This window comes from Pseudomonas sp. RC10, from assembly GCF_038397775.1.
In the GTDB taxonomy this organism is placed as follows: domain Bacteria; phylum Pseudomonadota; class Gammaproteobacteria; order Pseudomonadales; family Pseudomonadaceae; genus Aquipseudomonas; species Aquipseudomonas bambusae.
The window spans coordinates 3638159-3662338 of record NZ_CP151650.1; the positions used below are offsets into that span (position 1 = coordinate 3638159).

A 24180-nucleotide genomic window follows, 5' to 3' on the forward strand; every position below is an offset into this window, starting at 1 on the left:
GAGAGACACTGTGTCCACTTCACCCATTCACGGCATCATCGGTTACACAATCACCCCTTTCTCGGTCGACGGCGACAGCATCAACCTAGACGCGCTCGGACAATCCATTGATCGCCTGATCGCCAGCGGCGTTCACGCTATTGCGCCGCTCGGTAGCACCGGCGAAGGCGCATACCTGAGCGATTCAGAATGGGACCAAGTCAGCGAATACAGCATCAAGCGTGTGGCCGGGCGCGTCCCTACGGTCGTCAGCGTGTCAGACTTGACGACCGCCAAAGCAGTGCGTCGCGCACGATTCGCCGAAGCCCATGGGGCCGACGTTGTGATGGTGCTCCCGGCGTCCTACTGGAAACTCAGCGAAGCAGAAATCCTCGCTCATTACCGCGCCATTGGTGAGAGCATCGGCCTGCCCATCATGCTTTACAACAATCCGGCCACCAGCGGCACCGACATGTCGGTTGAGTTGATTCTCCGCATTTTCAATGCCGTTGATAACGTCACTATGGTCAAGGAAAGCACCGGGGATATCCAACGGATGCACAAGCTGCAATTGCTCGGCGACGGCCAGGTGCCGTTTTACAACGGCAGCAATCCTCTGGCGCTGGAAGCATTCGCCGCAGGCGCCAAAGGTTGGTGTACTGCTGCTCCAAACCTTATTCCCCAGCTCAATCTCGATTTGTACGCGGCCGTGCTGGCCAATGATCTGCACAAGGCGCGTGCGTTGTTTTATCGGCAACTGCCGCTGTTGGACTTCATCCTCAAAGGTGGCTTACCGGCGACGATCAAAGCTGGGTTAACCGCCAGTGGCCTCGACGTGGGTAACCCGCGCCTGCCGGTATTTCCGCTGGCTGATGAAGGCCGTCAGGTCTTGCAAAAACTGCTGACCAGCCTGCGCTGACTCAACGGCTTGGAGGGCGCCCCTTCTTATACGCACAGACCGCCTAGAAACCTCAAAGCGGTCGTCACGACAAGTTGGGGTTTTCCAAAATCCGATTGGCTTTAGCCCATCGCCCGTAACAGCGAAGGATGGCTGTCGAGGGAACAGTTTTGCATTTGGCAGCCTGGCCAGTTTCGTGGCCGAGCGTGAGCGACCTTGCGAAAAAGCGGGTAGCCCCTGCTTGAGGAGACTCATTCCCCGTGAGGATAAAAGTGCATGACTCATGTTTCCATCAACCGCTCTTGCCACTCCTCCTGCGCAACAAATCCATGAAGTGCTGCAACGCTCGGCTGACGGGCTCTCCTTTGCGACGCAGCAAACCGAACGGCGCCATCTGCGCGTTGAGTGTGACGGGTAAGGCTGTGACCAGCCCCATCTTGAGGTAATCGCGCATGGCCGATTCGGAAAGCACCATCACCGCGTCCGTCAATTGAACCAGTTGTTGCATCGAGTAGACGGAGCTGCATTCGATGATGTCTGCCGGGGTTGGCAGATTCAGTTGTTGCAGTGCCTGATCGATGGCAATGCGCGCCGGGCTGGTTTCAGGCTGAAGAATCCAGGGCCAATCCTTGACCAGCTCACGCCACTCCAGTTTGCGACGCTTCGCTAAGGGATGTCCGCGGTGAACGACGGCGATCAGCTGTTCGTTGCCTAACGCTTCAAATTCATACTGTTCTCGCTCGGTCACAAGGTTGCGCCGTGTCACTGCGATGTCGATGCGACCTTGTTCCAGTAGCTGGACCACTTGATCGCTGGTGTCTCCCATGATGCGGATGCGCAACTGGGGATTCAGGCCTTTGATCTCTGCCACGGCGTTCATCACAAGATCGGGTGCTGCTCCCATGATGGTGCCGATGGACAGATACCCGTACCCGCCTTGCTTGCGCACCGCGATGTCGGCAGCGCAACGGTCCAGGCCGCTGAGCGCCGCTTCTGCAAAGCGCAACAGTTCGCTTCCCAATGCCGATGGACGCATTCCTCTGGGCAGCCTCTCGAACAGTTCGCAGCCAAACATGTCTTCGATTTCTTGAAGCATTCGCGTTGCCGCGGGTTGCGACATGCTCATGCTGACTGACGCGCGATGCAGATTCAGACTTGAGCCGAGCACCACCAGCATCTGGAGATGCTTGTAGCGCAGTCGGCCAAAAAGATGGTGAGACGACCGTTCGCTGTTCATACCGTTTTCCCGAGCGATAACCTTAAGGTATCGAATATAAGCTTAATTCGATTGGTCATGCATCGTAACGAGGCATACAGTCGTCTCAACAAAAAACAACACCCATTGAGGTGCACACCATGAACGTTATTCCCGCCCCCTGTTCATTCGTTGCCTTGCCGGATCGAAGTTCACCGGCCCTCCTCTTTGCGCCTGAGCCCGTTTGAGGAGCCTCCCCCCTCCTGTCATTCGTTAAACATTACGCAGTCAAATAACTCCAAAAAAGGATACTGACGTGACCACTCTTCCCGCGTCCTTGTTGCGCAAGGTCTCCTGGCGGCTGCTTCCGTTTCTGCTGCTGATGTACATCATGGCTTTCCTTGACCGCGCCAACGTTGGTTTTGCGAAGCAGGCATTTCAGGCCGACACCGGGATCGGTGATGCGGCGTTCGCGTTTGGCGCCGGTGTGTTTTTCGCGGGCTACGCGCTGCTCGAAGTGCCGAGCAACCTGATCATGCACAAGGTGGGCGCGCGCTTGTGGATGTGCCGAATCATGGTCACCTGGGGGCTGATTTCGGCGGCGATGGTCTTCGCTCACACTGAAACCAGCTTCTATGTGCTGCGATTTTTGCTAGGCGTCGCGGAGGCCGGATTCTTTCCCGGCGTGATCCTTTACCTCACCTACTGGTTCCCTGGCGCCGCGCGCGGCAAGGCCATGGGGTTCTTTTATTTCGGCGCGCCGCTGGCGTTCATCTTCGGCAGTCCGCTGTCCGGACTGCTGCTGGAGCTGGACGGCGTCCTGGGCAGCCATGGTTGGCAATGGCTGTTCGCCGTCGAGGGTTTGATGGCGACGGCCGTGGGCATCTGGGCGTATTTCTATCTGGACAACAGGCCTGCCGATGCGAAGTGGCTGACGGCCCAGGAGCGCCATCAGCTTCAGGCCGTGCTCGACGCCGAGGACAGCCAAAAGCAGTCTCATGGCAGCGTGCTCAAGGTGCTGTTTCAGCCTGCCGTCCTGTACCTGAGCCTGATCTATCTGCTGATTCAAGCCAGCGTCTACGGCGTGGTGTTTTACTTGCCGAGTCAGGTGGCAGGCCTGCTCGGCACCAAAGTCGGGCTGATGGTCGGTCTGGTCAGCGCCGTGCCCTGGCTGTGCGCCTTGCTCGCGGCGTGGAAGATACCGGCCATTGCCGACCGAACGGGTCAGCGCCGCACCGTGGCCGCCTTGACCCTGGTGGTTTCGGGGCTAGGCATCGCGGCGTCCGTCTCTTTTGCCAGTCCGTTGCTGGGCATTTTGGCCCTGTGTTTTGCGGCTTCGGGCTTCATTGCCGTGCAACCGGTGTTCTGGACGTTTCCCGGCAGCTTCCTCGCCGGCTCTGCCGCCGCCGGCGCCATTGCGCTAATCAACTCCTTTGGCGCTGTGGGCGGTTTCATTGCTCCCATCCTGAAAAACTGGGCGGAAGGCGCATTCCACTCACCGGCGGCCGGGCTCTACCTGCTGGCGGTCACGACCCTGATCTCCGCCGCGCTGGTGATGGGCATTCGTCCTCCTCGCGCGACCCGTTCTCACAAGCAACCCACCTTCCAGATCTGATTCCAAGGAACGCATTATGGCCACTCCAACCATCAAACATGTTCGTGCCTTTGTCCTTCGCGGGGGCGGCGCCGACTACCATGATCAAGGCGACGGTCACTGGATCGACGATCACATTGCCACGCCCATGAGCAAGTACCCCGAGTACCGCCAAAGCCGCCGCAGTTTCGGCATCAACGTCCTCGGCACCCTGGTGGTGGAGGTCGAGGATTCCGAAGGCAACGTCGGTTTTGCGGTGACCACTGGCGGTGAGCCAGCCGCCTATATCGTCGAGAAACACTTGGCTCGCTTCGTCGAGGGCGCCAAGGTCACGGACATCGAGCGGATCTGGGACCAGATGTATTTCTCGTCCCAGTATTACGGCCGCAAAGGCCTGGTCATCAACACGATTTCCGGCATCGATCTGGCGCTCTGGGACTTGTTGGGGAAAGTGCGCAAGGAACCCGTGCACCAGTTGCTGGGCGGCGCGGTCCGGGACGAATTGCAGTTCTATGCCACCGGCGCCCGTCCGGACCTCGCGCAGAAAATGGGTTTCATCGGCGGCAAGTTGCCGCTCCACCACGGTCCGGCCGAAGGTGAGGAAGGTCTGCGCAAGAATCTGGAAGCGCTGGCGGTGATGCGTGAGCGCGTCGGCAAAGACTTCTGGCTGATGCTCGATTGCTGGATGAGCCTGGACCTGAACTACGCCACCAAACTGGCTCACGGCGCTCAAGAGTTTGGCTTGAAATGGATCGAGGAGGCGCTGTCCCCTGACGATTATTGGGGGTATGCCGCGCTCAAAAAAGCGGTCCCGCCGGGCATGCTGGTGACCACGGGCGAACACGAAGCGACACGCTGGGGCTTCCGCATGCTCTTGGAAATGGGCTGTTGCGACATTATCCAGCCGGACGTCGGCTGGTGCGGCGGGATCACCGAGCTGATCAAGATTTCCGCGTTGGCCGATGCCCACAGCGCCATGGTCGTGCCCCACGGCTCTTCGGTGTACAGCTACCATTTTGTTGCAACCCGCACCAACAGTCCGTTCGCGGAGTTTCTGATGATGGCGCCCAAAGCCGATCAGGTGGTGCCGATGTTTCACCCACAGTTGTTGGGCGAGCCGGTTCCGGAAAACGGTCGCATGCGCCTGTCCAGACTGGATCAGCCGGGGTTTGGTGTCACGTTGAATCCCGAGTGCGCGTTGCATCGCCCATACCAGCACTGATTAAGCTCGACAGGAGTTCGACATGAAAATGCCGCGTAACGCATTCAAAGCCGGACTGGCCAAAGGTGAACCGCAATACGGGATATGGGCCGGATTTGCGACGGGCTACGCTGCGGAAATCACCGCAGGTTTTGGCTACGACTGGATGCTCATCGACGGAGAGCACGCCCCCAATACCGTGCCGTCCATCCTGGCACAACTCCAGGCGGTTGCGCCCTACTCCACTGCGCCCATCGTTCGTGCCGTGGGCCATGATCCGGTGCTGATCAAACAGCTGCTGGATGTCGGCACCCAGTCGTTGATGATCCCCATGGTCGAGACGGCCGAACAGGCCCGCGCCCTGGTTCAGGCCACCCGCTATCCACCCCATGGTATTCGCGGCGTCGGCGGCGGCCTCACCCGGGCCACGCGTTGGGACGGTGTACCGGAGTACATCAATACCGCCCATGAAGAACTCTGTCTGATCGTGCAGATCGAGTCCCGCGCAGGCGTCGACAATGTGGCGGAGATCGCCGCTGTTGAGGGCGTCGATGCGATTTTTATTGGCCCGGCGGACCTTTCTACGGGCCTGGGACACATTGGCAATCCATCACACCCGGACGTGCAGGAGAAGATTCGCCGTGCCATTGACGCAACGCTTGCGGCCGGCAAGGTCTGTGGAATTCTCGCACCCGCTGAAGAAGACGCACGCCGCTACCAACAATGGGGTTGTCAGTTCATTGCGGTGGCCATCGACATCAGCCTGATGCGTCAGGCGGCGCTCAGCAACCTGGCGCGCTACCGCAACACTGAACAACACGCTGCATCCAAAACCTATTGATTGGAAAGGAGCCCGACCATGACGTCAGTACCTGTGTACGAGAACTACATCAACGGTGAGTTCGTCCCCGGCACCGAGCATTTTGATGTGCTTAATCCTGCCACCGGTGCGCTGCTGGCCAAAGTGCCTGCCTCGAATGCCGATCACGTCGACCAGGCGCTGTCTGCCGCCCGTTCGGCACAACGGGACTGGGCTCGCAAGCCCGCCAACGAAAGGGCTGGCCACCTGCGTAGCATTGCGAAAAAACTGCGTGAAAACGTGCCCCATCTGGCCCGCACCATCACGCTGGAACAGGGCAAAACGTATGGTCTGGCGGAGGTCGAGGTCAATTTTACCGCCGACTATCTCGACTACATGGCCGAATGGGCGCGTCGCATCGAAGGCGAGATCATCACCAGCGACCGGCCGGGCGAGAACATCTTCATGTTTCGCAAACCGCTGGGCGTCGTCGCGGGCATCCTGCCGTGGAATTTCCCCTTCTTTTTGATTGCCCGCAAAATGGCCCCGGCGCTGGTCACCGGCAACACCATCGTGATCAAGCCCAGCGAGGAAACCCCCAACAACTGCTTCGAGTTTGCCCGGTTGGTGGCTGAAACAGACCTGCCGCCAGGCGTGTTCAACGTGGTATGCGGTGACGGCCGCGTTGGGGCTGCACTGACGGCGAACCCACGTGTCGACATGATCAGCTTCACCGGAAGTGTTGAAACCGGTGCGCGGATCATGAGTGCCGCCGCGCCAAACATCACCAAACTCAATCTGGAGCTAGGGGGAAAGGCGCCGGCCATCGTGCTTGCCGATGCGGACATAGCGCTGGCGGTGAAGGCGATCCGCGACTCGCGCATTATCAACACGGGCCAGGTGTGCAACTGCGCTGAACGGGTTTACGTCGAGCGCCAAGTGGCGGACGAATTCATTGAAAAAATAAGCGCTGCCATGTCCGCCACTCGCTACGGCGACCCATTGGCCGACACCACCGTGGAGATGGGGCCGCTGATCAATCGTCAGGGGCTGGACAGCGTGGCGGCCAAGGTCAAGAAAGCCCAAGAGCAAGGGGCGTCGCTGGTGACCGGAGGCAAGGTCGCGGACCTTGGGCAGGGATTCCACTTCCAACCGACCGTGCTGACCGGCTGCCGCGCCGAGATGGAGATCATGCGCAAAGAGATCTTTGGGCCGGTGCTGCCGATTCAAATCGTCGATGATCTGGATGAAGCGATCGCCATGGCCAACGACTGTGAATACGGGCTGACCTCTTCCCTCTACACACGAGACCTGGGCAAGGCCATGTACGCCATGCGGGAAATCGATTTCGGCGAAACCTACATCAATCGTGAAAACTTCGAGGCGATGCAAGGCTTCCATGCCGGGGTCCGCAAGTCGGGTGTGGGTGGGGCTGACGGCAAGCATGGCCTCTATGAGTACACGCATACCCACGTCGTCTACCTGCAAGCCTGATCCGCTGAGGGGCATTTCTGCGCGAGCGTGATGCCCCTCCTCGTCCTTTCCCTAGCGCTGTGTCAGCGCATCCCGTCCCTTGACCAAACTCCCCGGTCCGGAGCGTTTGGTTACCGATTCACCTGCTGCTTCGACAACGACAGGCACACCCCGGCGGCCAGCACCAGCGCAGCGGCGATGACGTAAAGCGCATAGTCGGTGGAGGACGTTGCATCCTTGACCCAGCCGATCATGTACGGGCTGGCGAAACCCGCGAGGTTGCCGATGGAGTTGATCATCGCGATTCCGGCAGCGGCAGCGGCGCCGTTGAGAAACGCAGGCGGCAGGCACCAGAACTGACTCATGCCGCTCATGACGCCCATCGCGCCAATGGCCAGCGACATCGTCAACAGCACCGGGTTTGCGCCGGCCCAGGTGGCGAGCACCAGTCCGAAAGCGCCGACCAGCGCCGGAATCGCGGCATGCCAGCGACGTTCGCGGTGCAGGTCAGAACGACGACCGATCATGATCATGGCGATGGCCGCACAGGCGTAGGGGATGGTGGTGATGATCGAAACCGTCGCCGCACTTTGAATGCCCGCGCCTTTGATCAGCGAAGGCAGCCAGAACGTGATCCCGTTAAGGCCCATCATCAGCCCAAAATACCCCAGGCTCAGCAGCCAGACCATTTTGTTTTTGAAGGCGCCGAACGCCGAGTGATCATCGGATTGCGTGGCCTCGGCCGCAAGGTTCTGTTGCAGCGTGCGCTTCTCGTCCTGAGTCAGCCATTTCGCATCGTCGATCTTGTCCTGAAGGTAAAACAGCACGGCAATCCCGGCCAGCACCGAGGGAATCGCTTCCAGAAAGAACAACCACTGCCAGGCCGAATGCCCATGCCAGCCTTGGGTCGTTGACATGATCAGCCCGGACAGCGGCCCGCCAATCACACCCGCCATGGGAATCCCGGTGAGAAACATGGCCGTGATTTTTCCGCGCCGGGAAGACGGGAACCAGTACGTCAGGTACAGCAAGATGCCCGGTACGAACCCGGCCTCGGCCACGCCGAGCAGGAAACGCAGCACATAGAACATCATCGGCGTCGTCACGAACACCATGCAGGCGGAAATGATGCCCCAGGTGATCATGATCCGGGCGATCCATCGGCGGGCTCCGACCTTGTGCAGCAGGATGTTGCTGGGGACTTCGAACAGGAAATACCCCAGAAAAAACACCCCGGCGCCAAAGCCGTAAATGGTTTCACTGAACCCCAGATCATCGAGCATCTGGAGTTTCGCGAACCCGACGTTGACCCGATCCAGGTAGGCGAACACGTAACACATGAAAAGGAACGGCAGGAGCCTGAGGGTCAGGCGCCCATAGAGTCGGTCGTGCGTGCGCGTTTCGCCGGTCGCGAAAACGGCGGGGGCTGCTTCGGCCATCGGTCTATCTCCCACTTATTGTTATTGTCAGGACGGGGATGCGGGTTCAGTCGAACATGTCCGGCTGGGTCTCGACGAGGTCGCTCCACAGGGTCTGGAAATGCAGCCAGCCGATGTATTCGCTGCCCACATGCTCGCGGCTGTAACGCGCACGCTCTTCAGTCACCAGTTTTGGCGTCGCCCCAGTGGCCTCGATCAGCAGCTGCTGCTGGCAGCAACGCTCCAGCGCGATGAACCAGAACGCCGCCGAATCGATGCTGTGGCGGCTGGCCGTGAGCAGGCCGTGATTCTGGTGAATGGCGGCTTTCACCCCGGCAAACGCGTTGGCGACCTTGTTGCCGCCCTGCACTTCCACGGCCACTTTCCCTGCTTCATCGCTGATCACCACGTGGTCCTCGAAGAAGGCGCAGGCGTCCTGGGAAATGGGCAGCAGAGGCTTGGCCAGAGACGCGAACGCCGTGCCATAGACGGTGTGCGCGTGGCACATGGCGACGATGTCCTGATGCTGCTCGTGCACCGCCGCGTGCAACACGAACCCGGCGCGGTTGATCGCGTAGCTGCCCTCGACCACATTCCCGTGGTGGTCGGCGCAGATCAGGTTCGACACCTTGACCTTGTTGAAATGCACGGCCATCGGGTTGGTCCAGTACAGGTGCGCATGCTCAGGATCGCGGACCGTCAGGTGACCGGCGAAGCCGTAATCCAGGCCATGAATCGCAAAGGCACGGCAGGCGGCGACCAGGCGTTCCTTGAGGTGCTGGCGCTGTTCCGCGTGGCTGGAAAATACGGGAAGCTCGGGAAACGTCAGCCCTGCCTGATCAGGCTGATAGATCGAGACTTTTTCGGGCTTTTGAACTGCTTTCAACGGCAAATCCAAGACTTCAGACATATCAGGCACCTCATTTATTGTTAGGGAGATTGCGCGGCAGCGTTCGCTTCAGGCGTAAAGGAAGCGTCGCGCTTGAGGGCCATGATCGGCACGCGGAGCATCCTTGACAAACGATGTCTATGCATAGAAGCATGAACACCATTCATGGATTAACGATTTAACGGGACATAACTGATGCGACGCATCCCCAATTTTGTGCTGTTGCGCGCCTTTGAAGCCGCCGCCCGGCTGGAAAGCTTCACCCAGGCGGGAGAAGAGCTTCATCGTTCACAATCCGCGATCAGCCATCAGGTCAAAGAGCTGGAGGAATACTTCGGCCGTCCGCTGTTCTACCGTCGAAACCGACGTGTCGAACTGACCGCCGAAGGGAAGCGTTTCTACGACAGCCTGGAGCGGGTTTTCGACGTGCTCGAAGCGGCCTGCCAGGACGTCTCGCTGGAGCGCGGCGCACAAGTCCTCGCACTGCATTGCGCCCCCAGTCTGGCGGCAAAATGGCTGGGGCCGCGCCTGCCGGAGTTCACGCAGCAACACCCGGACATCACCATTCGCTTGTCCACGGGCGCCGAACCCATCGACCTGATTCAGATGCGCGAGATAGACCTCACCATTTCGTACAAGACGGCCGTCAGCCGGTCTGGCATCGTGGTGCAGCCGATGGGTGTCGAGCGGATCATCCCGATGGTGGCGCCATCTTCCTTGCGGGCCGACCTTTCGGCCCGGGAATTGGCGACCCGCCTGACCCTGATCGATTCGCAACTGAGCCGCGTGACGTGGAAAGACTGGTTCAAGCTCAACGGGCTGACCTTTCCGGATCGGCCAAGGCAGTCGTTCGACCGGGGCGCCCTGGCCATTTCCGCCGCCGTCGACGGCATGGGGATTGCGTTGGAAACCGTGCGACTGGCCGAACGCGAGTTGGCCAGCGGCGCCTTGATCGAGCTGGGCGCGGGGCAGTTCAAGGCCATCGAGTGCGAAACGCACTTTCTGTCCTGCCGCACGAGTGAGCGCAATCTCGAAAAAATAAAGCTGTTCTCCCACTGGCTGTTCAGCAAGATCCACTAGGCCATAGGAAAAGAGGCATGCCCTCCTCCCCAGTCGCCTGGGGGGGCACGGTTCTGAACGTCGGCATGTTCGGGTCAGAGCTCTCCCGTCAGAAACTGGGCGCGGCCATGCCCGAAGCTCCAGTCTGCATCCGAGTTGGTGACGATGGACACCATCAGGTCGGACGGCTCGATGCCGCAACGCTCTTTGAGCAACTGAGCCAACAATTGGTAGAACCTGGTTTTCGACTCCTCGGTACGGGGTCGGCTCACCGCCCTGATGACCACCACGTTGTGGGTCCGTGGGATATCCAGCCCCGTGTCCTCGACGATCAATCGCCCCGGACGCCGTTCGTTGACGATCTGGTAACGATCGCGCTCAGGCACCTGGAACGCGTCGACCATGGCGCGGTGCACGGTATCCAGAAGGGTTTGAAGCTGCTCATCCGAGCGGCCTTCAATCAGGTCAATCGTGATCAGTGGCATGACAGTTACCTCGACAGTGACTAAGGGGTGTGCCCGGTCTTGGCCAGGCGATAAAGCGACGATAGCCCTTTGTATTGTTCTGGACGAGATGGGATTATTGAATTCATTGTTTCCTGTAGAGAACAATAGAATCATGCAGAAATCTGACGCGGAAGGCCTGTGGTCACACATCCACTGGCTGGCGATTCTGGAAGAGGTCGGCACCTATACGGCTGCCGCCACGCGCTTGGGGGTCAGTAAATCAGCGGTGAGCCAGCGGATTTCAGAGCTCGAAAAAGCCACCGGGCATCGTTTGGTGCAACGCACGACCCGCAGCGTTCGCCTGACGGATGCGGGGCAGTCTCTGGTCCGGGAAGTCCGTGGCGCGTTCGCGCACATTGCCGACAGTTTTTCTCAAGTGAGGGATTCCGCCGGGGCCGTACGCGGTCTGGTGAGGCTCACCGCGCCAGTGGCTTTCGCTCGCCAACACCTCGTGCCTCGGCTGTCCGGGTTTCTTGCGCGCCACCCAGACGTGCGCGTGCAACTGGACGTCTCGGACCATCTCAGTTCCATGGCGGCTGAAGGGTATGACCTGGCGGTGCGCCACAGCTATCAGGTGCCCGACACTCATGTCGCCTGGAAACTCTGCGATACACGATCGGTCCTGGTGGCCACCCCTGCCTACCTCGCAACCCACGGCCAACCCGATAACCCGATGGGGCTGGTTGATCACAATTGCCTCTTTTACCCACGCGGCGTGGATGCCCCCGCCTGGATGTTTGAACGTCCCGCCAAGGGAAAGCGCGCCGGGGAACGCCTGACGGTGCCCATCACCGGGAACTTCGCGACCAACAACAGCGAGGCGCTCCGCGATGCCGCGCTTCAACATCTGGGGATCGCCCTGCTTCCAGACTTCAGCGCGCAGGCCGCCCTGGACAATGGGTCGCTCGTCCCGGTGCTGGGGCATTGGGCGCTGAAAGGCGCATTCGCCGAAGAGATTTATCTGATTCGCCCCTATTCTCGCCAGATCCCTCGTTCGGTGACCGCGCTGGTGGAATACTTACGGTCATGTTTCCACACCGGCTTTTAGAGCGACCCATGAATGCCAACCTCGGTAGCGCTGATACATGAAAGACGAATCTCCTAAAACCGACGTCGGCCCATCGACCTCCCCGGCGACCGGGCCAGGCACAGGTGCTGGTGCAGGCAAACGGGCGCCACGCGCTGCACAAGCCAAACCCGTTCACGCCGTCCAGTGCGAAGACGGCCTGGTGAGGCCGCCGTGGGCGACGACCGATCCGCTTCTGCGCGATTACTACGACACCGAGTGGGGCATGCCTGTGCGTGACGAACGAGGGCTCTTTGAGCGCCTCAGCCTTGAGGCGTTTCAGTCCGGGTTGTCCTGGGTCACCATCCTGCGTAAACGTGAAGCCTTCCGGCGTGCGTTCAAGCAGTTCGATCCGGAGCTGGTCGCATCATTCGATGAGCGCGACATCGAGCGCCTCATGGCCGATGCCGGGATCATTCGCAACCGCGCGAAGGTGTTGGCGACGATCAAAAACGCCCACGCGACCCTTGCGCTTCGCGAACGCGGTGGCCTGGCGGCATTCATCTGGTCGTTCCAGCCCAAAGTAACGCCCGAGCCTCAGACCATGGCCGAGGTACCGACCACCTCGCCCGAGTCGTTGGCGCTGAGCAAAGCGTTGCAGAAAGCGGGGTTCGCCTTCGTGGGACCGACGACGATGTACGCCTTGATGGAAGCCACCGGCATCGTGGACACCCACCTGATGCAGAGTCACCGCCGTGGCAGCTCCGGGGTGTGGAGCAGCTCTGTTGTACCACGCCATGGGGGTCGCTCAGCGCCTGGCGCGCCTCGAACATAGGGCGCTACCTGCCGTCGTCCCTTCCGCTGTCGAGGCGCAGCCGTCGGTAGACCGATGCAGCGACAGGCCACCGTTGGGTGCTCAATACCCGCCAGTCGGCGACGGCGGCGTATCCAGACTCTTGAATCGGCTGGACAACGCCTTGAGGCCGCGCATCAGTACCGTCGTATCGACACCCACGGCAACAAACGTCGCGCCCAGCTCCAGATAGCGCCGTGCAAGACGTTCGTCGGGGGTGAGAATGCCCGCCGCTTTGCCCGCTTCGCAGATCCGCAGGATGGCCTGTTCGATGGCGTCCTGCACGTCGGGGTGCCCGGGGTTGCCCCGATGGCCCATCGCAGCCGAGAGATCGGCGGGACCGATAAAGACCCCGTCCACGCCCTCGACCGCGATGATCGCGTCAAGGTTGGCCAGGCCTTCCAGGCTTTCCACTTGCACCAGCAGGCACACCGCGTCGTCCGCCTGATCCAGGTAATCCGCGATGGCGTTCCAGCGAGACGCCCGGGCCATGCCACTCCCCATGCCGCGAATGCCCTGAGGCGGATAGGTCACGGCACGCACCAGCGCTCGCGCCTGGTCAGCGGTGTCGACCATGGGCACCAGCAAGGTTTGCGCGCCGATGTCGAGCAGTTGCTTGATCAGTGCAGCGTCGCCGGACATTGGGCGCACGATAGGCCGGGATCGATAAGGCGCGACCGCCTGCAACTGGCTCAGCACACTGCGCAGGTCATTGGGCGCATGTTCGCCATCGATCAGCAGCCAATCGAAACCGGCATTGGCCGCCAGCTCGGCAGAATAAGGATCTGCCAGTCCCAGCCACAGGCCGATCTGCGGTTGGCGTGCCATCAGGCGCTGTTTGAATTCGTTCATGGTCGTCACCTGTGGTGGAAAAACAAAGCGGGTCAGGCGAAGTGGCACGACACCGTGCCGAATTCGCCGTAATCAGCCATGACGGTGTCGCCACGGACCACATCGATGGGCCGGATGAACGACCCGGCGAGGATCACCTGCCCGGCCTCCAGCCCCACGCCGTGGGCGTGCAGTCGGTTGACCAGCCAGGCCACGCCGTACGCCGGGTGGTTCAACACGCCGGCGGCCAGTCCCGTTTCCTCGACCTCGCCGTTTTTGCTGACGATGGCACCGATCCGGCGGATGTCCGCGTCGACGAGGCCCGGCTTGAACGCCCGTCCGCCGAGAATGATCGCGGCATTGGCCGCGTTGTCGCTGATGGTGTCGAGCACCGTGCGCGTGCGTCCGGTCTCGCTGTCCCGGCGCTGGATGCGTGCATCCAGCACTTCCAGCGCGGGGGTGATGTAGGCCGTGGCCTCCAGCACGTCGAACAGCGTACAGTCCGGCCCGGACAGCGGCTTGCTCAACACGAACGCCAGTTCCGCCTCGATTTTCAGTTCAATGAAACGCTCAGTCGGAATGCGTGCGCCGTCGGCGTAAAACATGTCGTCCAGCAACACGCCAAAATCCGGTTCATCGATGTTCACCGCGCGACGCATGGCGTTGGACGTCAGGCCGATCTTGTGCCCCTTCACCTGGCGGCCCGAGGCGACTTTGTGTTCGATCCACGCCGATTGAATGGCATAGGCGTCCGCCAGGTTCATGTCCGGGTATTGCAGGGAAAACTGCCGGCATTGCTGGCGGTGCTGTTCAGCGTGCGCCAGTTGGCTGGCGGCGTGCCGCGTTTGTTCAAGCGTGAGCACCGGCGTCATGATTCCTGCTCCACGGGGTTGCGCAGCACGCCCACGCCCACCACCTCGACTTCCACCACGTCCCCCGGTTGCAGGAAACGCGGCGGGTCGAAACGAATTCCTGCCCCAGTCGGCGTGCCGGTCACGATCAGGTCACCGGTTTCCAGCGTGGTGAACGTCGAAAGGTAGGCAATCAGGTGGCCGAAATCGAACATCAAACGGGCCGTCGTGTCCTCTTGGCGCAGTTCGCCGTTCACGCGCGTGAGCAGATGAAGATTGCCGAAGCCCTCAGGGAATTCGTCAGCCGTTACCACCCACGGCCCATAGGAGCCGGAACGGTGGAAGTTTTTGCCTTGGGTCACGTTAAATTTGGCGTGGTGCACCCAGTCGCGAATCGTGCCCTCGTTGACGCAGGTCAGGCCGCCGATATGAGCCAGCGCCTGATCGTCCGGGATGCGGCGACCGCCCTGGCCAATGACGATACCAATCTCCCCTTCGTAATCCAGCTGCCGGGACTCATGGGGCTGGAGCAACGCTTGATCCGGCGCAGAAAACGAATCCGGCACGCGCATGAAAATGCTCGGGTATGTCGGCAGCTCGCTGCCGTCCTTGTATTCGGCATTGCGCTGCGCGTAGTTGACCCCGATGCAGAAAATCTTTTTCGGCGCCGGGACCGGCAGTTGCAACGTGACGGCGGACAACGGGCAGTCCGCCTGAGCGCCTGTGACCAGGGTTTTGACCTCGGCAAGCACTTGAGCCGGTGCACCCAGCAGCGCGGCGACGCCGCCAAGCTCCGGAAAGCGCTGACCGAGATCGATCACGCCGTCGTCAACCACGGCGCCCCACGTGCTGATACCTGCGTGCGTGTACGTGATCAGTTTCATGGCTCAAATCCAAAGAGGTGTGCAGGGTTGGTGACCAGAATGCGCTGCAACGTCGCGGGCTCAGGAGCGAAGCGATACAGCAGCTCCATCAACGCCCCTTCGTTCGGCGGTTGTTTCGTTGAGAGGGGGTGCGGCCAGTCGCTGCCCCACAGGCAACGTTCGGGTGCAGCGGCGATCAGCGTCTGGGCGAGCGGCAGAACGTCGTCCCACGGTTCGCCTTGAGTCGAGATTTTTTCGGACAGCGACAGCATCACCCAGAAGTGGCCTTCGCCCAGCAGTCCCAGCACCCTGTCGAGACTCGGGTCAGTTCGCCCCAGCGAGGGTTTGGCGCGCCCCATGTGATCGATGACCACCGGCACTTTGAGGTGTTCGAAATCCTTCAATTGCTCGACGACGCCGTCCGCCGAAGGCTGCACTTTGACGTACCAGCCCAACTCGGCAACGAGGTCCAGCGCCCGGCGCAGTTCTGCCGGGGAAAAATTGATGCCCAGCCCGGCGCGGCTGAACCGCGCACCGCGCACCCCGGCGTCGTTCAGGCGTTGAAGCTGGCGGTCATGGCCGTCCATCAACACGGCGGCGTTTGCACAGCCTGCGTAACGACGGGGGCCACCACCGGCATTCAGGCCTTCGAGGGCGTCCAGCACCACGCTGTGGTCGGCGCCGTAGGTGGTGGCCTGCACGATCACACCGCGCTGAATGCCCAATGTGCGATGCAGATCGCGGGCCACTTCCCACGTGGCGGACGGCATGCTGTACGCAGCTTCCGGCTGGATAGGGTAACGGTCCCGAGGGCCGAACACATGAAACTGGCTATCGCAGGACAACGCCGGCGGCAGGGGCACCGGTGCTCGGGGACGGGGATCAAACGGCAGGTAGTCAGGCATGGGGTGTGCTCGTGTTGGAGAACCTGATCCGACTGTAAGAACGGCTCGGCAGCCCAGCAACGGGCCTCTTGAATTTGATTCCGGCTGGTGGACTCTTTGCAGGGATGCGGCTTGTAGCACCGCGGCAGGGGTCGCTATCAATAACGTCACCCTTCTGCCTTATCGCGTTTTGCGGAGTACCTCATGAGCCATCGCCAGACCATTCACCTGGATCAGTTTTCCCACACCAATCCGATTCCGGCCGCCTGCCGCCGCGGCCCGCTGCTGATGACCGGCGTTATCAATGGGAACGACCCGAAAACCGGGGATTTGCCCGAGGACCTCGAAACCCAATGCCAGCACATGTTCAGCCACATCAACGCCATCTTGCAGGCCGCCGGCGCCCTTCCGGACGACATGGTGAAAATGACCGTCTGGATGCAGGACCGGGATCAGCGCGGCCCCTTGAACGCGCAGTGGCTCAGCCTGTTTCCTGATCCGGACAACCGCCCGGCACGCCACGCCATTCAGGCCGCGACGCCCTCAAAATTTCTGATCCAGTGTGAGTTCACCGCGTGGGTCGATGAAACCCGCACCCCACAGGCCAGATAAAAGTCCACGGTGCGGAACAAAATCTTCCGCCACGGCTGTTCAGGACGTGTGAGCCGCACCACTATGCAGAACAACGTGAAGTGCAACGTGAAGAGCAACGTGAAGACCAACGCCGCATCCATCGCGGGCCCGTTCAACCGACCGACCACCCGCTTCGAGGCGCCGATGAGCCGTCAGCCAACACCCACTGACATGAGTGACAACACGTCGACAGTGCGCTCGCTGACCCGAGCCTTTCAGGTGCTGCGCATCCTGGCTTTGGGCCAGGAGCAAGGCATGCGGCTGGTCGACGTGGTGCGTCACACGCAACTGTCGCGGCCCACGGTGCACCGCCTGCTGCAAGCGCTGATCGATGAAAATGCGGCGGAACAGGACCCGGTGACCCGCCGCTACCGGGTGGGCGGAGAGATTTCCATGCTGGCGCTGGCCCGCCCTTCCCGATCGCCGCTGCGCAAACTGGCTGAGCCGCATTTGCAGTATTTGAGCGATCAACTGGGCGACACGGTGTTCATTACTGTGCGCAGCGGTCGAGACTCGGTGTGCCTGGACCGGCGTCTCGGCAGCTACCCCATCAAGGTGATGTCCATCGACGTCGGCACCCGTCGGCCTTTGGGTGTCGGCGTCGCCGGTGTGGTGCTGCTGTGCGGCCTGCCCGATGAAGAGGCCGAATACCTGCTGCAACTGGACAAGGCGCGGCTGGAGACGTCCAACCTCACCATCGAAGAGATCAAATCACGCATCACCGCCGCCAAGGCCCGAGGGTTTGCTTATGCCGCGCAAGGCGTCACCCAAGGCACGGCCGCTGTTTCGGTGCCGATTTACGGGCCTGCGGGCGAGATCGTCGCCGCTTTGAGCGTGGCCGCTGTCGCCAGCAACCTGACGCAAGACCGGGTGCCCGCGACAGCCGCCGTGTTGGTCGAACAGGCCGCCTTGATCAGCAAACGCCTCACCGCCCGAGAGCACTAGTTCGCACGTTCAACTGCACCAATCCGCTTCATTCCGATTTCTGTTCCCACTCGAATAATAAGAGGAACCGTAGATGCGCACCGACCTGCATCGCTCTGTCGTAGAACCCGCCGTGTCCAGCCCGGACGCGCTCTTGAACCGGATCGCCTGGCGTATCCTGCCGTTCCTGTTCATCTGCTACGTCCTGTGCAACATCGACCGCTCGAACGTCGCCATCGCACACCTGGAATTCAGTGCCGAGATTGGCCTGAGCGCAGCACAGTACGGGCTGGGCGCATCGCTGTTTTTCATCGGCTACATCCTCTTCGAAGTGCCCAGCAACATGATGCTGGAACGCTTCGGCGCACGGTTCACCCTGACCCGGATCATGGTGCTGTGGGGGCTGGTTACGGCGGGCTTCATGCTGGTCCAGAGCGTGGGCGGGTTTTACCTGGCGCGTATCCTGCTGGGCATCGCCGAGGCCGGGTTTCTGCCAGGCATGATCCTTTACCTCAGCTACTGGTTTCCGGCATCACGGCGCGGCCGGATCACCTCGTGGTTCACCCTGGGGATTCCCGTTGCCGGGGTCATCGGCAGCCCGCTGTCGAGTTTCCTGATGGTCTATTTCGACGGCTGGCACGGTCTGAGCGGCTGGAAATGGATGTTCATCATGGAAGGCGGCATCACCGTGCTATTGGGCGTGCTGGCGTGGGTCGTACTCGATGACAAACCCTCCACCTCGAAACACCTGAACAGCGACGAAAAACAGACGCTGATCGACGCCATCGAACGCGAGCAGACCGGCCCCCGCGAAACCGTCGTCAACCACCGATTGCTGACTACGCTGCGGTCACCCGTGACCCTGGCGCTGGGCTTCGTCTACTTCGCCATCGTCATGTCGATGGTCGTGCTGAATTATTGGGCGCCGTCCTTCATCAAGGAAGCGGTCGGCGGCACCACCAGCACGATTGCCATGCTGTCGGCAGGCCTGTACGCCGTGGGTGCGCTGGGCATGATTGTCATGGGCTGGTTGTCCGATCGCTACATGCAGCGACGCCGCTTCGTCGCCGCCGCCCTGGTGGCAGGCGCTCTCGCCTACAGCGTCATCGCTTCGCAATGGGTATCGGGTTTCAGCTCGTATTCGGTGCTGATGCTCGCGGCCTTTTTCACCTATGGCGCGATGCCGGTGTTCTGGAGCATCCCGGCGTCGGTCATGAGCAAACAACAGGCCGCCATCGGCATCGCCGCGATCAGCGCACTGGCCAACGTCGCGGGCATGATCGGTCCGGCGATCATCGGCTGGTCGAAAAGCGCCACCGGTTTCTATGCTGCTGGCATTTATCTGATCGCGGTGACGCTGTTGCTGGGAGCGGTGGTCGTGATGCTCAGGTATTCGAAACCTGCTTGAGAGGTTAAAAGATAGAGGGCGGGTTCAGCCTCCTGTCATGTTCATGAAGCGCACCACTTGGACGTCGCCTTGAGGGTCGAACTCATGCCGGAGCGGCTTGCTGCGCAACGCGTCCTGCACGGCCTCGATCAACGGTCCGTCAACCAACGGGTGGCGCCGTAGCAACGCGCGCAGGTCGAGGGCGTTTTCATGGCCGAGGCATAACAGCAAACGCCCTTCGACGGTCATGCGCACCCGATTGCAACTGGGGCAAAAGTTGTGGCTGTGGGGCGAGATAAGACCGATTCGGGTGTCCGGATGGTCGGTCAGACGCAGGTAGCGCGCCGGGCCACCGCTGCTTTCCAGACTTTCATGCAGCGAAAACTCACGGGCAATGAGTTGCTGAACCTCATCGCTGGAACAGAACGCCTCTTGCCGCGCCCGACCCACTTCCCCCAGCGGCATTTCTTCGATGAAGGCGATGTCGATGCCCTGTCCGATGGCGTAGCGCACCAACGGCAGCACCTCATCCAGATTGCGTCCCTTCATGACCACGCAGTTTAACTTGACCCGCTCGAATCCGGCCCTTGTTGCGGCCTCGATCCCGCGCAGCACCTGATCGAGATCGCCGTGACGAGTGATCGCCCGAAAGCGCTCTGGGTCCAGGCTGTCGAGGCTGATGTTCAGGCGTTTGACACCGGCCTCTGCCAGAGGCCGCGCCAGCCGCTGCAATTGCGAGCCGTTGCTGGTCATCACCAACTCGCGCAGCCCTGGCAACGCTGCGATGCGGCGGCACAGCTCGACAATGCCAGGGCGAACCAGGGGCTCACCTCCGGTCAGCCGTATCTTGCGCACGCCCAGTCCCACGAACACGGCGGCCACCCGATGCAGTTCCTCAAGGCTGAGCACCTGTTGGCGGGGCAGGAAGGTCATGTGTTCGGCCATGCAATACACGCAGCGAAAATCACAGCGGTCGGTCACTGACAGCCGCAGGTAATCGATGTGTCGACCAAAGCCGTCCTGCATTACCGTGTTCATGTTCTGCCTCCAGTTACTGCACGAGCGGCGAATCGGCGCCTTGCAGCTGAATGCCGCGGATATCCGCTGCACCGATGAGGGTTTGCAGGTACTGCACCACCGCTTTCTGCCACACCCCTTGCTGCAACAGATTGCGGATGGAGGGTGCGACGGCCTCGTAGGGCAACGGCTGACCTTCGGCCCGCTGATCGACGCTGATCACATGCCAGCCATAACGGCTCTCCAACGGCGCGTCGGCCAAACCGGTCGGCAAGGCGAACAACTGACGTTCGAGCTCCGAAACGGTCTGGCCCTTGCTGATCTGCCCCAGAGACCCTCCCTGTGCCCTCGACGGGCACGCGGAATGGGCCTTCGCCAGTTCCGCGAATTGCTCGGGAAACTGGCTCAATTTCTGTTGCAACGCTTCTGCCTGGGTCAACGCCAGGCTGCGGGCCTCATCGTCGTCCGGGGCACATTCGAGCAGAATGTGCCGCACCGCCAGCAAGGGCGCGCTGTGGAAGCGCACCCGGTTGCGTTCGTAGTAACCCTGACAGGTGGCCTCGTCGCAGACGGGCACCGGCACTTCACGTTCCAGCAGTAACCGCGTGGCCGCTTCCTCCTCGTTTTCCCCTGGACCGATCTGCAATGACAGGCCCAGCGCAGCGATCCGTTGCTGCAACAGCTCACGGATCACCAATGCCCGCGCCGCACTGTAGACCGCCTCTTCACGACTGCCCGCCGGGTGATATTGCACTTCCAGCGCCATGGCCTGAGGGGTGATCGGCACCTCGTTGACCGAGACGATGGGCCATTCCTGCTCGCTGCTGGCAATCACCTCGGCGTGAGGGGCCGGCGACTCCGACGCAGCGGCACTCAACGGTTCTTGAGGCGCACAGCCGCAACCGCTGCCGCATCCACATGCTTCTGACATGATCGTCTCCTTACGCTTTCTGCCGAACGATTTGATAGCGCCGACCGAGGTACCAGATCGGCGCGCTGACCACGTGCACCAACCGCGTGAACGGGAACAGCACGAACAGCGTCAGCCCCAGAAACACGTGCAGCTTGTACACCAGGCTGACCGGCGCGATGGCGGCCGCGGCCTCTTCAGGACGCAATAGCACCGTGTTCTGCGCCCACTCGGCGAGCAACACCATGACCGAGCCGTCCAGGTGTTGGGTGGAGGCGACAATCGTCAGCAGACCCAGCACCAACTGAGCCAGCAGCACCAACAGAATCAGGATGTCCGACACGCTCGACGTCGCACGAACCCGTGGGTCGGTGAGCCGTCGATGAATCAGCATGAGCAACCCGATCAGGCACAACCCGCCAAAAATGCCGCCGGAAACCATGGCCAGCAGCTGCTTGTTTTCAGTGCTGATGACCGTGTGGTAGATCGCCGCCGGGGTCAGTAGACCGACGAAATGTCCGGCCAGCACGAACAACACCCCGATGTGAAACAGGTTGCTCGCCAAGCGCATGCCCTTGTTGGAGAGCATCTGGCTGGACCCGGCTTTCCAGGTGTACTGCGAGAGGTCGAACCGCGCCCAACTGCCGATCAGGCAGACGGCCAGTGCCACGTAGGGATAAACCCCGAACGCCAGCAAATCCCATTTAGACATGACCCACCTCCTCGTCCGGCGCGCTGGCCGGTCTCTGATCCTGAAAATCCACCCAGTGCAACGGCACTGCGCTTTCTTCCCGGGCCTTGCCCGGTGCGTTTGGCGTGACGCCACAGCGGTCCTGCTGCTCCGCCTGCAAGAAGTCCACTGCCTCTTCCTCCCACACTTTGTCCAGCGCTTCCAACGAGTCGTCCCGGGGTTCGGCCGCGACTTTTTCGCGCAACTGGGCAACGGCCTCTACGGGTTCGGCACCGGCGATTTGCAGCAGCGCCCGGAAGCAACTGGCGTAGGCGCTTTCGCGCTCTTCAAGCCGCGCAGCCAGCAACGCCAACAGGTGCGCGATATCGGCCAAGCCCTCGCGGGCCTCCAGATCCAGGCGCGTGGACAGGTATTCCAGGTACAACGGGAGGTAGTCCGGCAGCTCCTTGACACCAATGGCAAACCCGGCGGATTCGTATTGGGCAAGCATGTCGACCATGGCCTGCCCCCGGTCGCGGGACTCTCCATGGACATGTTCGAACAGCAGCAACGACAGCGAACGGCCGCGACCGAACAGCGCACCGTAGTGCTCCTGGCCATCCATCAAGTCCTGATTGCAGATCAGCGCCAGCAACTGGAACAGCGCCACCCGCTGTGGCGGGCTGATTTCCCGCGCTTGAAGGATGGCTTGCTCCAACTCTGCCCTGCCGTCCACCAGGTGTTCAGCCGGGTAGTCCAACAGCAATGAAATCACCTTGAGAATGCGCATGCTCACTCCTCCCACAGCTGAACGGTGTTGATGATGTCCCGGCGATTGGCCTTCTTCGCGCCGAACAGATTGGTGTCCGACGTCCCGTTGCAGCCGCTGCCGAAACTGAACCCACACCCGGAACGCTCGGCGAAAGCATCGCTCATCGCCTCTTCGCGGTGGGCACTGGGGATCACGTACCGGTCTTCGTAATTGGCAATGGCCAGGTAGCGGTACATCTCTTCGACCTGGCTCACGCTCAGCCCCACATCGTCCAGGACCTGAAGATCCTGGACGCCATCGACCTGCTCGGAGCGCTTGTAGGCGCGCATGGCCAGCAAGCGCTTGAGCGCTCGCTTCACCGGTTTCTCATCCCCCGCCGTGAGCAGGTTGGCGAGGTAGCGCAACGGAATGCGCAGGCTGTCGACGTCCGGGATCACCCCGTTCATGCCAACGGTGCCCGCTGCGGCGGCGTTTTGAATCGGCGACAGCGGCGGGACGTACCAGACCATCGGCAGCGTCCGGTACTCTGGGTGCAACGGCAGCGCCAGCTTCCAGTCCACCGCCATTTTGTACACCGGCGAGCGTTGCGCCGCGTCGATGACCGATCGCGGCACGCCGTCTTCCAGGGCCTGGCGAATCACCGCTGGATCGTTCGGGTCGAGAAAAATGTCCAGTTGTTGCTCGTACAGGTCTCGCTCGTGAGGGGTGCTCGCGACTTCACTGATGCGATCGGCGTCGTACAGCAGCACGCCCAGGTAACGAATCCGCCCGACGCAGGTTTCGGCACACACGGTCGGCATGCCGGCCTCGATCCTCGGGTAGCAGAAAATGCATTTCTCGGACTTGCCGCTTTTCCAGTTGAAGTAGATCTTTTTGTACGGGCAGCCGCTGATGCACATGCGCCAGCCACGGCATTTTTCCTGGTCGATCAGGACGATGCCGTCTTCTTCGCGCTTGTAGATCGCACCACTGGGGCAGGACGCTGCGCACGCCGGGTTGAGGCAGTGCTCACACAGACGCGGCAAATACATCATGAACGTGTTTTCGTACTCGCCGTAAATGTCCGCCTGGATCTGATCGAAGTTCTTGTCTTTGCGCCGCTTGGCGAACTCGGTGCCGAGGATTTCTTCCCAGTTCGGACCCCACTCGATTTTTTCCATGCGCTTGCCGGACACCAGCGACCTTGGGCGAGCTGTTGGCTGATGCACGCCCAGCGGTGCGGTGTGCAGGTGCTGGTAGTCGAAATCGAACGGCTCGTAGTAGTCGTCGAGGGTCGGCAGATCGGGGTTGGCGAACAGGTTCGCCAACACGCGGAACTTGCCGCCAATGCGCGGCGTGATCGAGCCATTGGCGTTGCGCAGCCAGCCGCCTTTCCACTTGTCCTGGTTTTCCCATTCTTTCGGGTAGCCGATGCCGGGTTTGGTTTCGACGTTGTTGAACCAGGCGTATTCCATGCCTTCTCGGCTGGTCCACACGTTCTTGCAGGTGATCGAACAGGTGTGACAGCCGATGCATTTGTCCAGGTTCAGGACCATGCCCACTTGTGAACGAATCTTCATGACAGCGCT

Annotated in this window: 24 protein-coding genes; 11 read left to right on the top strand and 13 right to left on the bottom strand. The window is 61.2% G+C overall.

The window, feature by feature from the left end:
• Positions 1-10: 10 nt before the first annotated feature.
• A complete protein-coding gene (locus AAEO81_RS16730) occupies positions 11-898 on the top strand; it encodes a dihydrodipicolinate synthase family protein (protein ID WP_341957950.1) in 888 nt (295 codons plus the stop codon).
• 271 nt (positions 899-1169) lie between these two features.
• Here AAEO81_RS16730 and AAEO81_RS16735 read toward each other — a convergent pair whose 3' ends face one another.
• A complete protein-coding gene (locus tag AAEO81_RS16735) occupies positions 1170-2114 on the bottom strand; it encodes a LysR family transcriptional regulator (RefSeq protein WP_341957951.1) in 945 nt (314 codons plus the stop codon).
• Between the two features lie 274 nt (positions 2115-2388).
• Here AAEO81_RS16735 and AAEO81_RS16740 point away from each other — a divergent pair, with 274 nt between their 5' ends.
• The 4 genes from AAEO81_RS16740 to aldA are packed head-to-tail and all read left to right on the top strand — an operon-like array spanning position 2389 to position 7160.
• Positions 2389-3687, top strand: a complete 1299-nt coding sequence (locus tag AAEO81_RS16740; protein WP_341957953.1) for an MFS transporter — start codon at positions 2389-2391, stop codon at positions 3685-3687.
• Between the two features lie 16 nt (positions 3688-3703).
• Positions 3704-4888 carry an L-rhamnonate dehydratase gene (gene rhmD / locus AAEO81_RS16745; RefSeq protein WP_341957955.1) on the top strand — a complete coding sequence of 395 codons (1185 nt, stop codon included), beginning with the start codon at positions 3704-3706 and terminating at the stop codon, positions 4886-4888.
• 22 nt (positions 4889-4910) lie between these two features.
• The gene (locus AAEO81_RS16750; RefSeq protein ID WP_341957957.1) at positions 4911-5708 is read left to right on the top strand and encodes an HpcH/HpaI aldolase/citrate lyase family protein; all 798 of its coding nucleotides are present in this window, start codon (positions 4911-4913) and stop codon (positions 5706-5708) included.
• A gap of 18 nt (positions 5709-5726) precedes the next feature.
• The gene (gene aldA / locus AAEO81_RS16755) at positions 5727-7160 is read left to right on the top strand and encodes an aldehyde dehydrogenase (RefSeq protein WP_341957959.1); all 1434 of its coding nucleotides are present in this window, start codon (positions 5727-5729) and stop codon (positions 7158-7160) included.
• Positions 7161-7270: 110 nt separating this feature from the next.
• On the opposite strand, the gene AAEO81_RS16760 is transcribed toward aldA, so the two are convergent.
• Together AAEO81_RS16760 and AAEO81_RS16765 are read right to left on the bottom strand one after the other, a co-directional pair.
• The gene (locus AAEO81_RS16760) at positions 7271-8578 is read right to left on the bottom strand and encodes an MFS transporter (RefSeq protein ID WP_341957961.1); all 1308 of its coding nucleotides are present in this window, start codon (positions 8576-8578) and stop codon (positions 7271-7273) included.
• 46 nt (positions 8579-8624) lie between these two features.
• Entirely contained in the window at positions 8625-9467 is an 843-nt protein-coding gene (locus AAEO81_RS16765) for a class II aldolase/adducin family protein (RefSeq protein WP_166594540.1), read from the bottom strand.
• Positions 9468-9641: 174 nt separating this feature from the next.
• Here AAEO81_RS16765 and AAEO81_RS16770 point away from each other — a divergent pair, with 174 nt between their 5' ends.
• Positions 9642-10526 carry a LysR substrate-binding domain-containing protein gene (locus AAEO81_RS16770; protein ID WP_341957962.1) on the top strand — a complete coding sequence of 295 codons (885 nt, stop codon included), beginning with the start codon at positions 9642-9644 and terminating at the stop codon, positions 10524-10526.
• A gap of 74 nt (positions 10527-10600) precedes the next feature.
• On the opposite strand, the gene AAEO81_RS16775 is transcribed toward AAEO81_RS16770, so the two are convergent.
• On the bottom strand, positions 10601-10990 hold the full coding sequence (locus tag AAEO81_RS16775; protein WP_341957964.1) for a tautomerase family protein: 390 nt from the start codon (positions 10988-10990) through the stop codon (positions 10601-10603).
• A gap of 133 nt (positions 10991-11123) precedes the next feature.
• On the opposite strand from AAEO81_RS16775, the gene AAEO81_RS16780 reads away from it, so the two are divergent.
• Both AAEO81_RS16780 and AAEO81_RS16785 read left to right on the top strand, forming a co-directional pair.
• Positions 11124-12059 (top strand): LysR family transcriptional regulator, encoded by a 936-nt coding sequence (locus AAEO81_RS16780; RefSeq protein WP_341957965.1) that lies wholly within the window; start codon positions 11124-11126, stop codon positions 12057-12059.
• 37 nt (positions 12060-12096) lie between these two features.
• Complete coding sequence (locus AAEO81_RS16785; protein WP_341957967.1) at positions 12097-12852, top strand: DNA-3-methyladenine glycosylase I; 756 nt, start codon at positions 12097-12099, stop codon at positions 12850-12852.
• Positions 12853-12933: 81 nt separating this feature from the next.
• Here AAEO81_RS16785 and hpaI read toward each other — a convergent pair whose 3' ends face one another.
• The 4 genes from hpaI to AAEO81_RS16805 are packed head-to-tail and all read right to left on the bottom strand — an operon-like array spanning position 12934 to position 16320.
• Positions 12934-13722, bottom strand: a complete 789-nt coding sequence (gene hpaI, locus AAEO81_RS16790) for a 4-hydroxy-2-oxoheptanedioate aldolase (protein ID WP_341957969.1) — start codon at positions 13720-13722, stop codon at positions 12934-12936.
• A 32-nt stretch (positions 13723-13754) separates the two neighbouring features.
• Positions 13755-14573, bottom strand: coding sequence for a 2-oxo-hept-4-ene-1,7-dioate hydratase (hpaH, locus tag AAEO81_RS16795; RefSeq protein WP_341957971.1), 819 nt, complete (start codon positions 14571-14573; stop codon positions 13755-13757).
• Positions 14570-15436: a fumarylacetoacetate hydrolase family protein gene (locus AAEO81_RS16800; protein WP_341957972.1), complete on the bottom strand. Its 867-nt coding sequence runs from the start codon at positions 15434-15436 to the stop codon at positions 14570-14572. The genes hpaH and AAEO81_RS16800 overlap by 4 nt, the downstream gene beginning before the upstream one ends.
• On the bottom strand, positions 15433-16320 hold the full coding sequence (locus tag AAEO81_RS16805; protein WP_341957973.1) for an amidohydrolase family protein: 888 nt from the start codon (positions 16318-16320) through the stop codon (positions 15433-15435). The genes AAEO81_RS16800 and AAEO81_RS16805 overlap by 4 nt, the downstream gene beginning before the upstream one ends.
• 183 nt (positions 16321-16503) lie before the next feature.
• Here AAEO81_RS16805 and AAEO81_RS16810 point away from each other — a divergent pair, with 183 nt between their 5' ends.
• The 3 genes from AAEO81_RS16810 to AAEO81_RS16820 all read left to right on the top strand — a co-directional run bounded on the left by AAEO81_RS16810 (position 16504) and on the right by AAEO81_RS16820 (position 19264).
• A complete protein-coding gene (locus AAEO81_RS16810; protein WP_341957975.1) occupies positions 16504-16911 on the top strand; it encodes a RidA family protein in 408 nt (135 codons plus the stop codon).
• A 48-nt stretch (positions 16912-16959) separates the two neighbouring features.
• Positions 16960-17877 (top strand): IclR family transcriptional regulator, encoded by a 918-nt coding sequence (locus AAEO81_RS16815; protein ID WP_341957977.1) that lies wholly within the window; start codon positions 16960-16962, stop codon positions 17875-17877.
• A gap of 73 nt (positions 17878-17950) precedes the next feature.
• Positions 17951-19264: an MFS transporter gene (locus AAEO81_RS16820; protein WP_341957979.1), complete on the top strand. Its 1314-nt coding sequence runs from the start codon at positions 17951-17953 to the stop codon at positions 19262-19264.
• 24 nt (positions 19265-19288) lie between these two features.
• Here the strand turns inward: AAEO81_RS16820 and moaA are convergent, their stop codons facing one another.
• From moaA to narH, 5 genes are read right to left on the bottom strand one after another with little or no spacing between them, the layout of a single operon-like run.
• The gene (gene moaA / locus AAEO81_RS16825; protein WP_341957981.1) at positions 19289-20281 is read right to left on the bottom strand and encodes a GTP 3',8-cyclase MoaA; all 993 of its coding nucleotides are present in this window, start codon (positions 20279-20281) and stop codon (positions 19289-19291) included.
• A gap of 13 nt (positions 20282-20294) precedes the next feature.
• The gene (locus AAEO81_RS16830; protein WP_341957982.1) at positions 20295-21191 is read right to left on the bottom strand and encodes a peptidylprolyl isomerase; all 897 of its coding nucleotides are present in this window, start codon (positions 21189-21191) and stop codon (positions 20295-20297) included.
• A 10-nt stretch (positions 21192-21201) separates the two neighbouring features.
• Positions 21202-21882, bottom strand: a complete 681-nt coding sequence (gene narI, locus AAEO81_RS16835) for a respiratory nitrate reductase subunit gamma (RefSeq protein WP_341957984.1) — start codon at positions 21880-21882, stop codon at positions 21202-21204.
• Positions 21875-22630 (bottom strand): nitrate reductase molybdenum cofactor assembly chaperone, encoded by a 756-nt coding sequence (gene narJ / locus AAEO81_RS16840; RefSeq protein WP_341957986.1) that lies wholly within the window; start codon positions 22628-22630, stop codon positions 21875-21877. Before narJ ends, narI begins: the two co-directional genes overlap by 8 nt.
• 2 nt (positions 22631-22632) lie before the next feature.
• Complete coding sequence (gene narH, locus AAEO81_RS16845) at positions 22633-24171, bottom strand: nitrate reductase subunit beta (protein WP_341957988.1); 1539 nt, start codon at positions 24169-24171, stop codon at positions 22633-22635.
• Positions 24172-24180: the final 9 nt, after the last annotated feature.

Coding starts and splice junctions, on each gene's coding strand:
- AAEO81_RS16735 (WP_341957951.1), bottom strand. CDS start 2,114: ATGAACAGCGAACGGTCGTCTCACCATCTTTTTGGCCGACTGCGCTAC.
- rhmD (WP_341957955.1), top strand. CDS start 3,704: ATGGCCACTCCAACCATCAAACATGTTCGTGCCTTTGTCCTTCGCGGG.
- AAEO81_RS16750 (WP_341957957.1), top strand. CDS start 4,911: ATGAAAATGCCGCGTAACGCATTCAAAGCCGGACTGGCCAAAGGTGAA.
- aldA (WP_341957959.1), top strand. CDS start 5,727: ATGACGTCAGTACCTGTGTACGAGAACTACATCAACGGTGAGTTCGTC.
- AAEO81_RS16760 (WP_341957961.1), bottom strand. CDS start 8,578: ATGGCCGAAGCAGCCCCCGCCGTTTTCGCGACCGGCGAAACGCGCACG.
- AAEO81_RS16765 (WP_166594540.1), bottom strand. CDS start 9,467: ATGTCTGAAGTCTTGGATTTGCCGTTGAAAGCAGTTCAAAAGCCCGAA.
- AAEO81_RS16770 (WP_341957962.1), top strand. CDS start 9,642: ATGCGACGCATCCCCAATTTTGTGCTGTTGCGCGCCTTTGAAGCCGCC.
- AAEO81_RS16775 (WP_341957964.1), bottom strand. CDS start 10,990: ATGCCACTGATCACGATTGACCTGATTGAAGGCCGCTCGGATGAGCAG.
- AAEO81_RS16780 (WP_341957965.1), top strand. CDS start 11,124: ATGCAGAAATCTGACGCGGAAGGCCTGTGGTCACACATCCACTGGCTG.
- AAEO81_RS16785 (WP_341957967.1), top strand. CDS start 12,097: ATGAAAGACGAATCTCCTAAAACCGACGTCGGCCCATCGACCTCCCCG.
- hpaI (WP_341957969.1), bottom strand. CDS start 13,722: ATGAACGAATTCAAACAGCGCCTGATGGCACGCCAACCGCAGATCGGC.
- hpaH (WP_341957971.1), bottom strand. CDS start 14,573: ATGACGCCGGTGCTCACGCTTGAACAAACGCGGCACGCCGCCAGCCAA.
- AAEO81_RS16800 (WP_341957972.1), bottom strand. CDS start 15,436: ATGAAACTGATCACGTACACGCACGCAGGTATCAGCACGTGGGGCGCC.
- AAEO81_RS16805 (WP_341957973.1), bottom strand. CDS start 16,320: ATGCCTGACTACCTGCCGTTTGATCCCCGTCCCCGAGCACCGGTGCCC.
- AAEO81_RS16810 (WP_341957975.1), top strand. CDS start 16,504: ATGAGCCATCGCCAGACCATTCACCTGGATCAGTTTTCCCACACCAAT.
- AAEO81_RS16820 (WP_341957979.1), top strand. CDS start 17,951: ATGCGCACCGACCTGCATCGCTCTGTCGTAGAACCCGCCGTGTCCAGC.
- moaA (WP_341957981.1), bottom strand. CDS start 20,281: ATGAACACGGTAATGCAGGACGGCTTTGGTCGACACATCGATTACCTG.
- AAEO81_RS16830 (WP_341957982.1), bottom strand. CDS start 21,191: ATGTCAGAAGCATGTGGATGCGGCAGCGGTTGCGGCTGTGCGCCTCAA.
- narI (WP_341957984.1), bottom strand. CDS start 21,882: ATGTCTAAATGGGATTTGCTGGCGTTCGGGGTTTATCCCTACGTGGCA.
- narJ (WP_341957986.1), bottom strand. CDS start 22,630: ATGCGCATTCTCAAGGTGATTTCATTGCTGTTGGACTACCCGGCTGAA.
- narH (WP_341957988.1), bottom strand. CDS start 24,171: ATGAAGATTCGTTCACAAGTGGGCATGGTCCTGAACCTGGACAAATGC.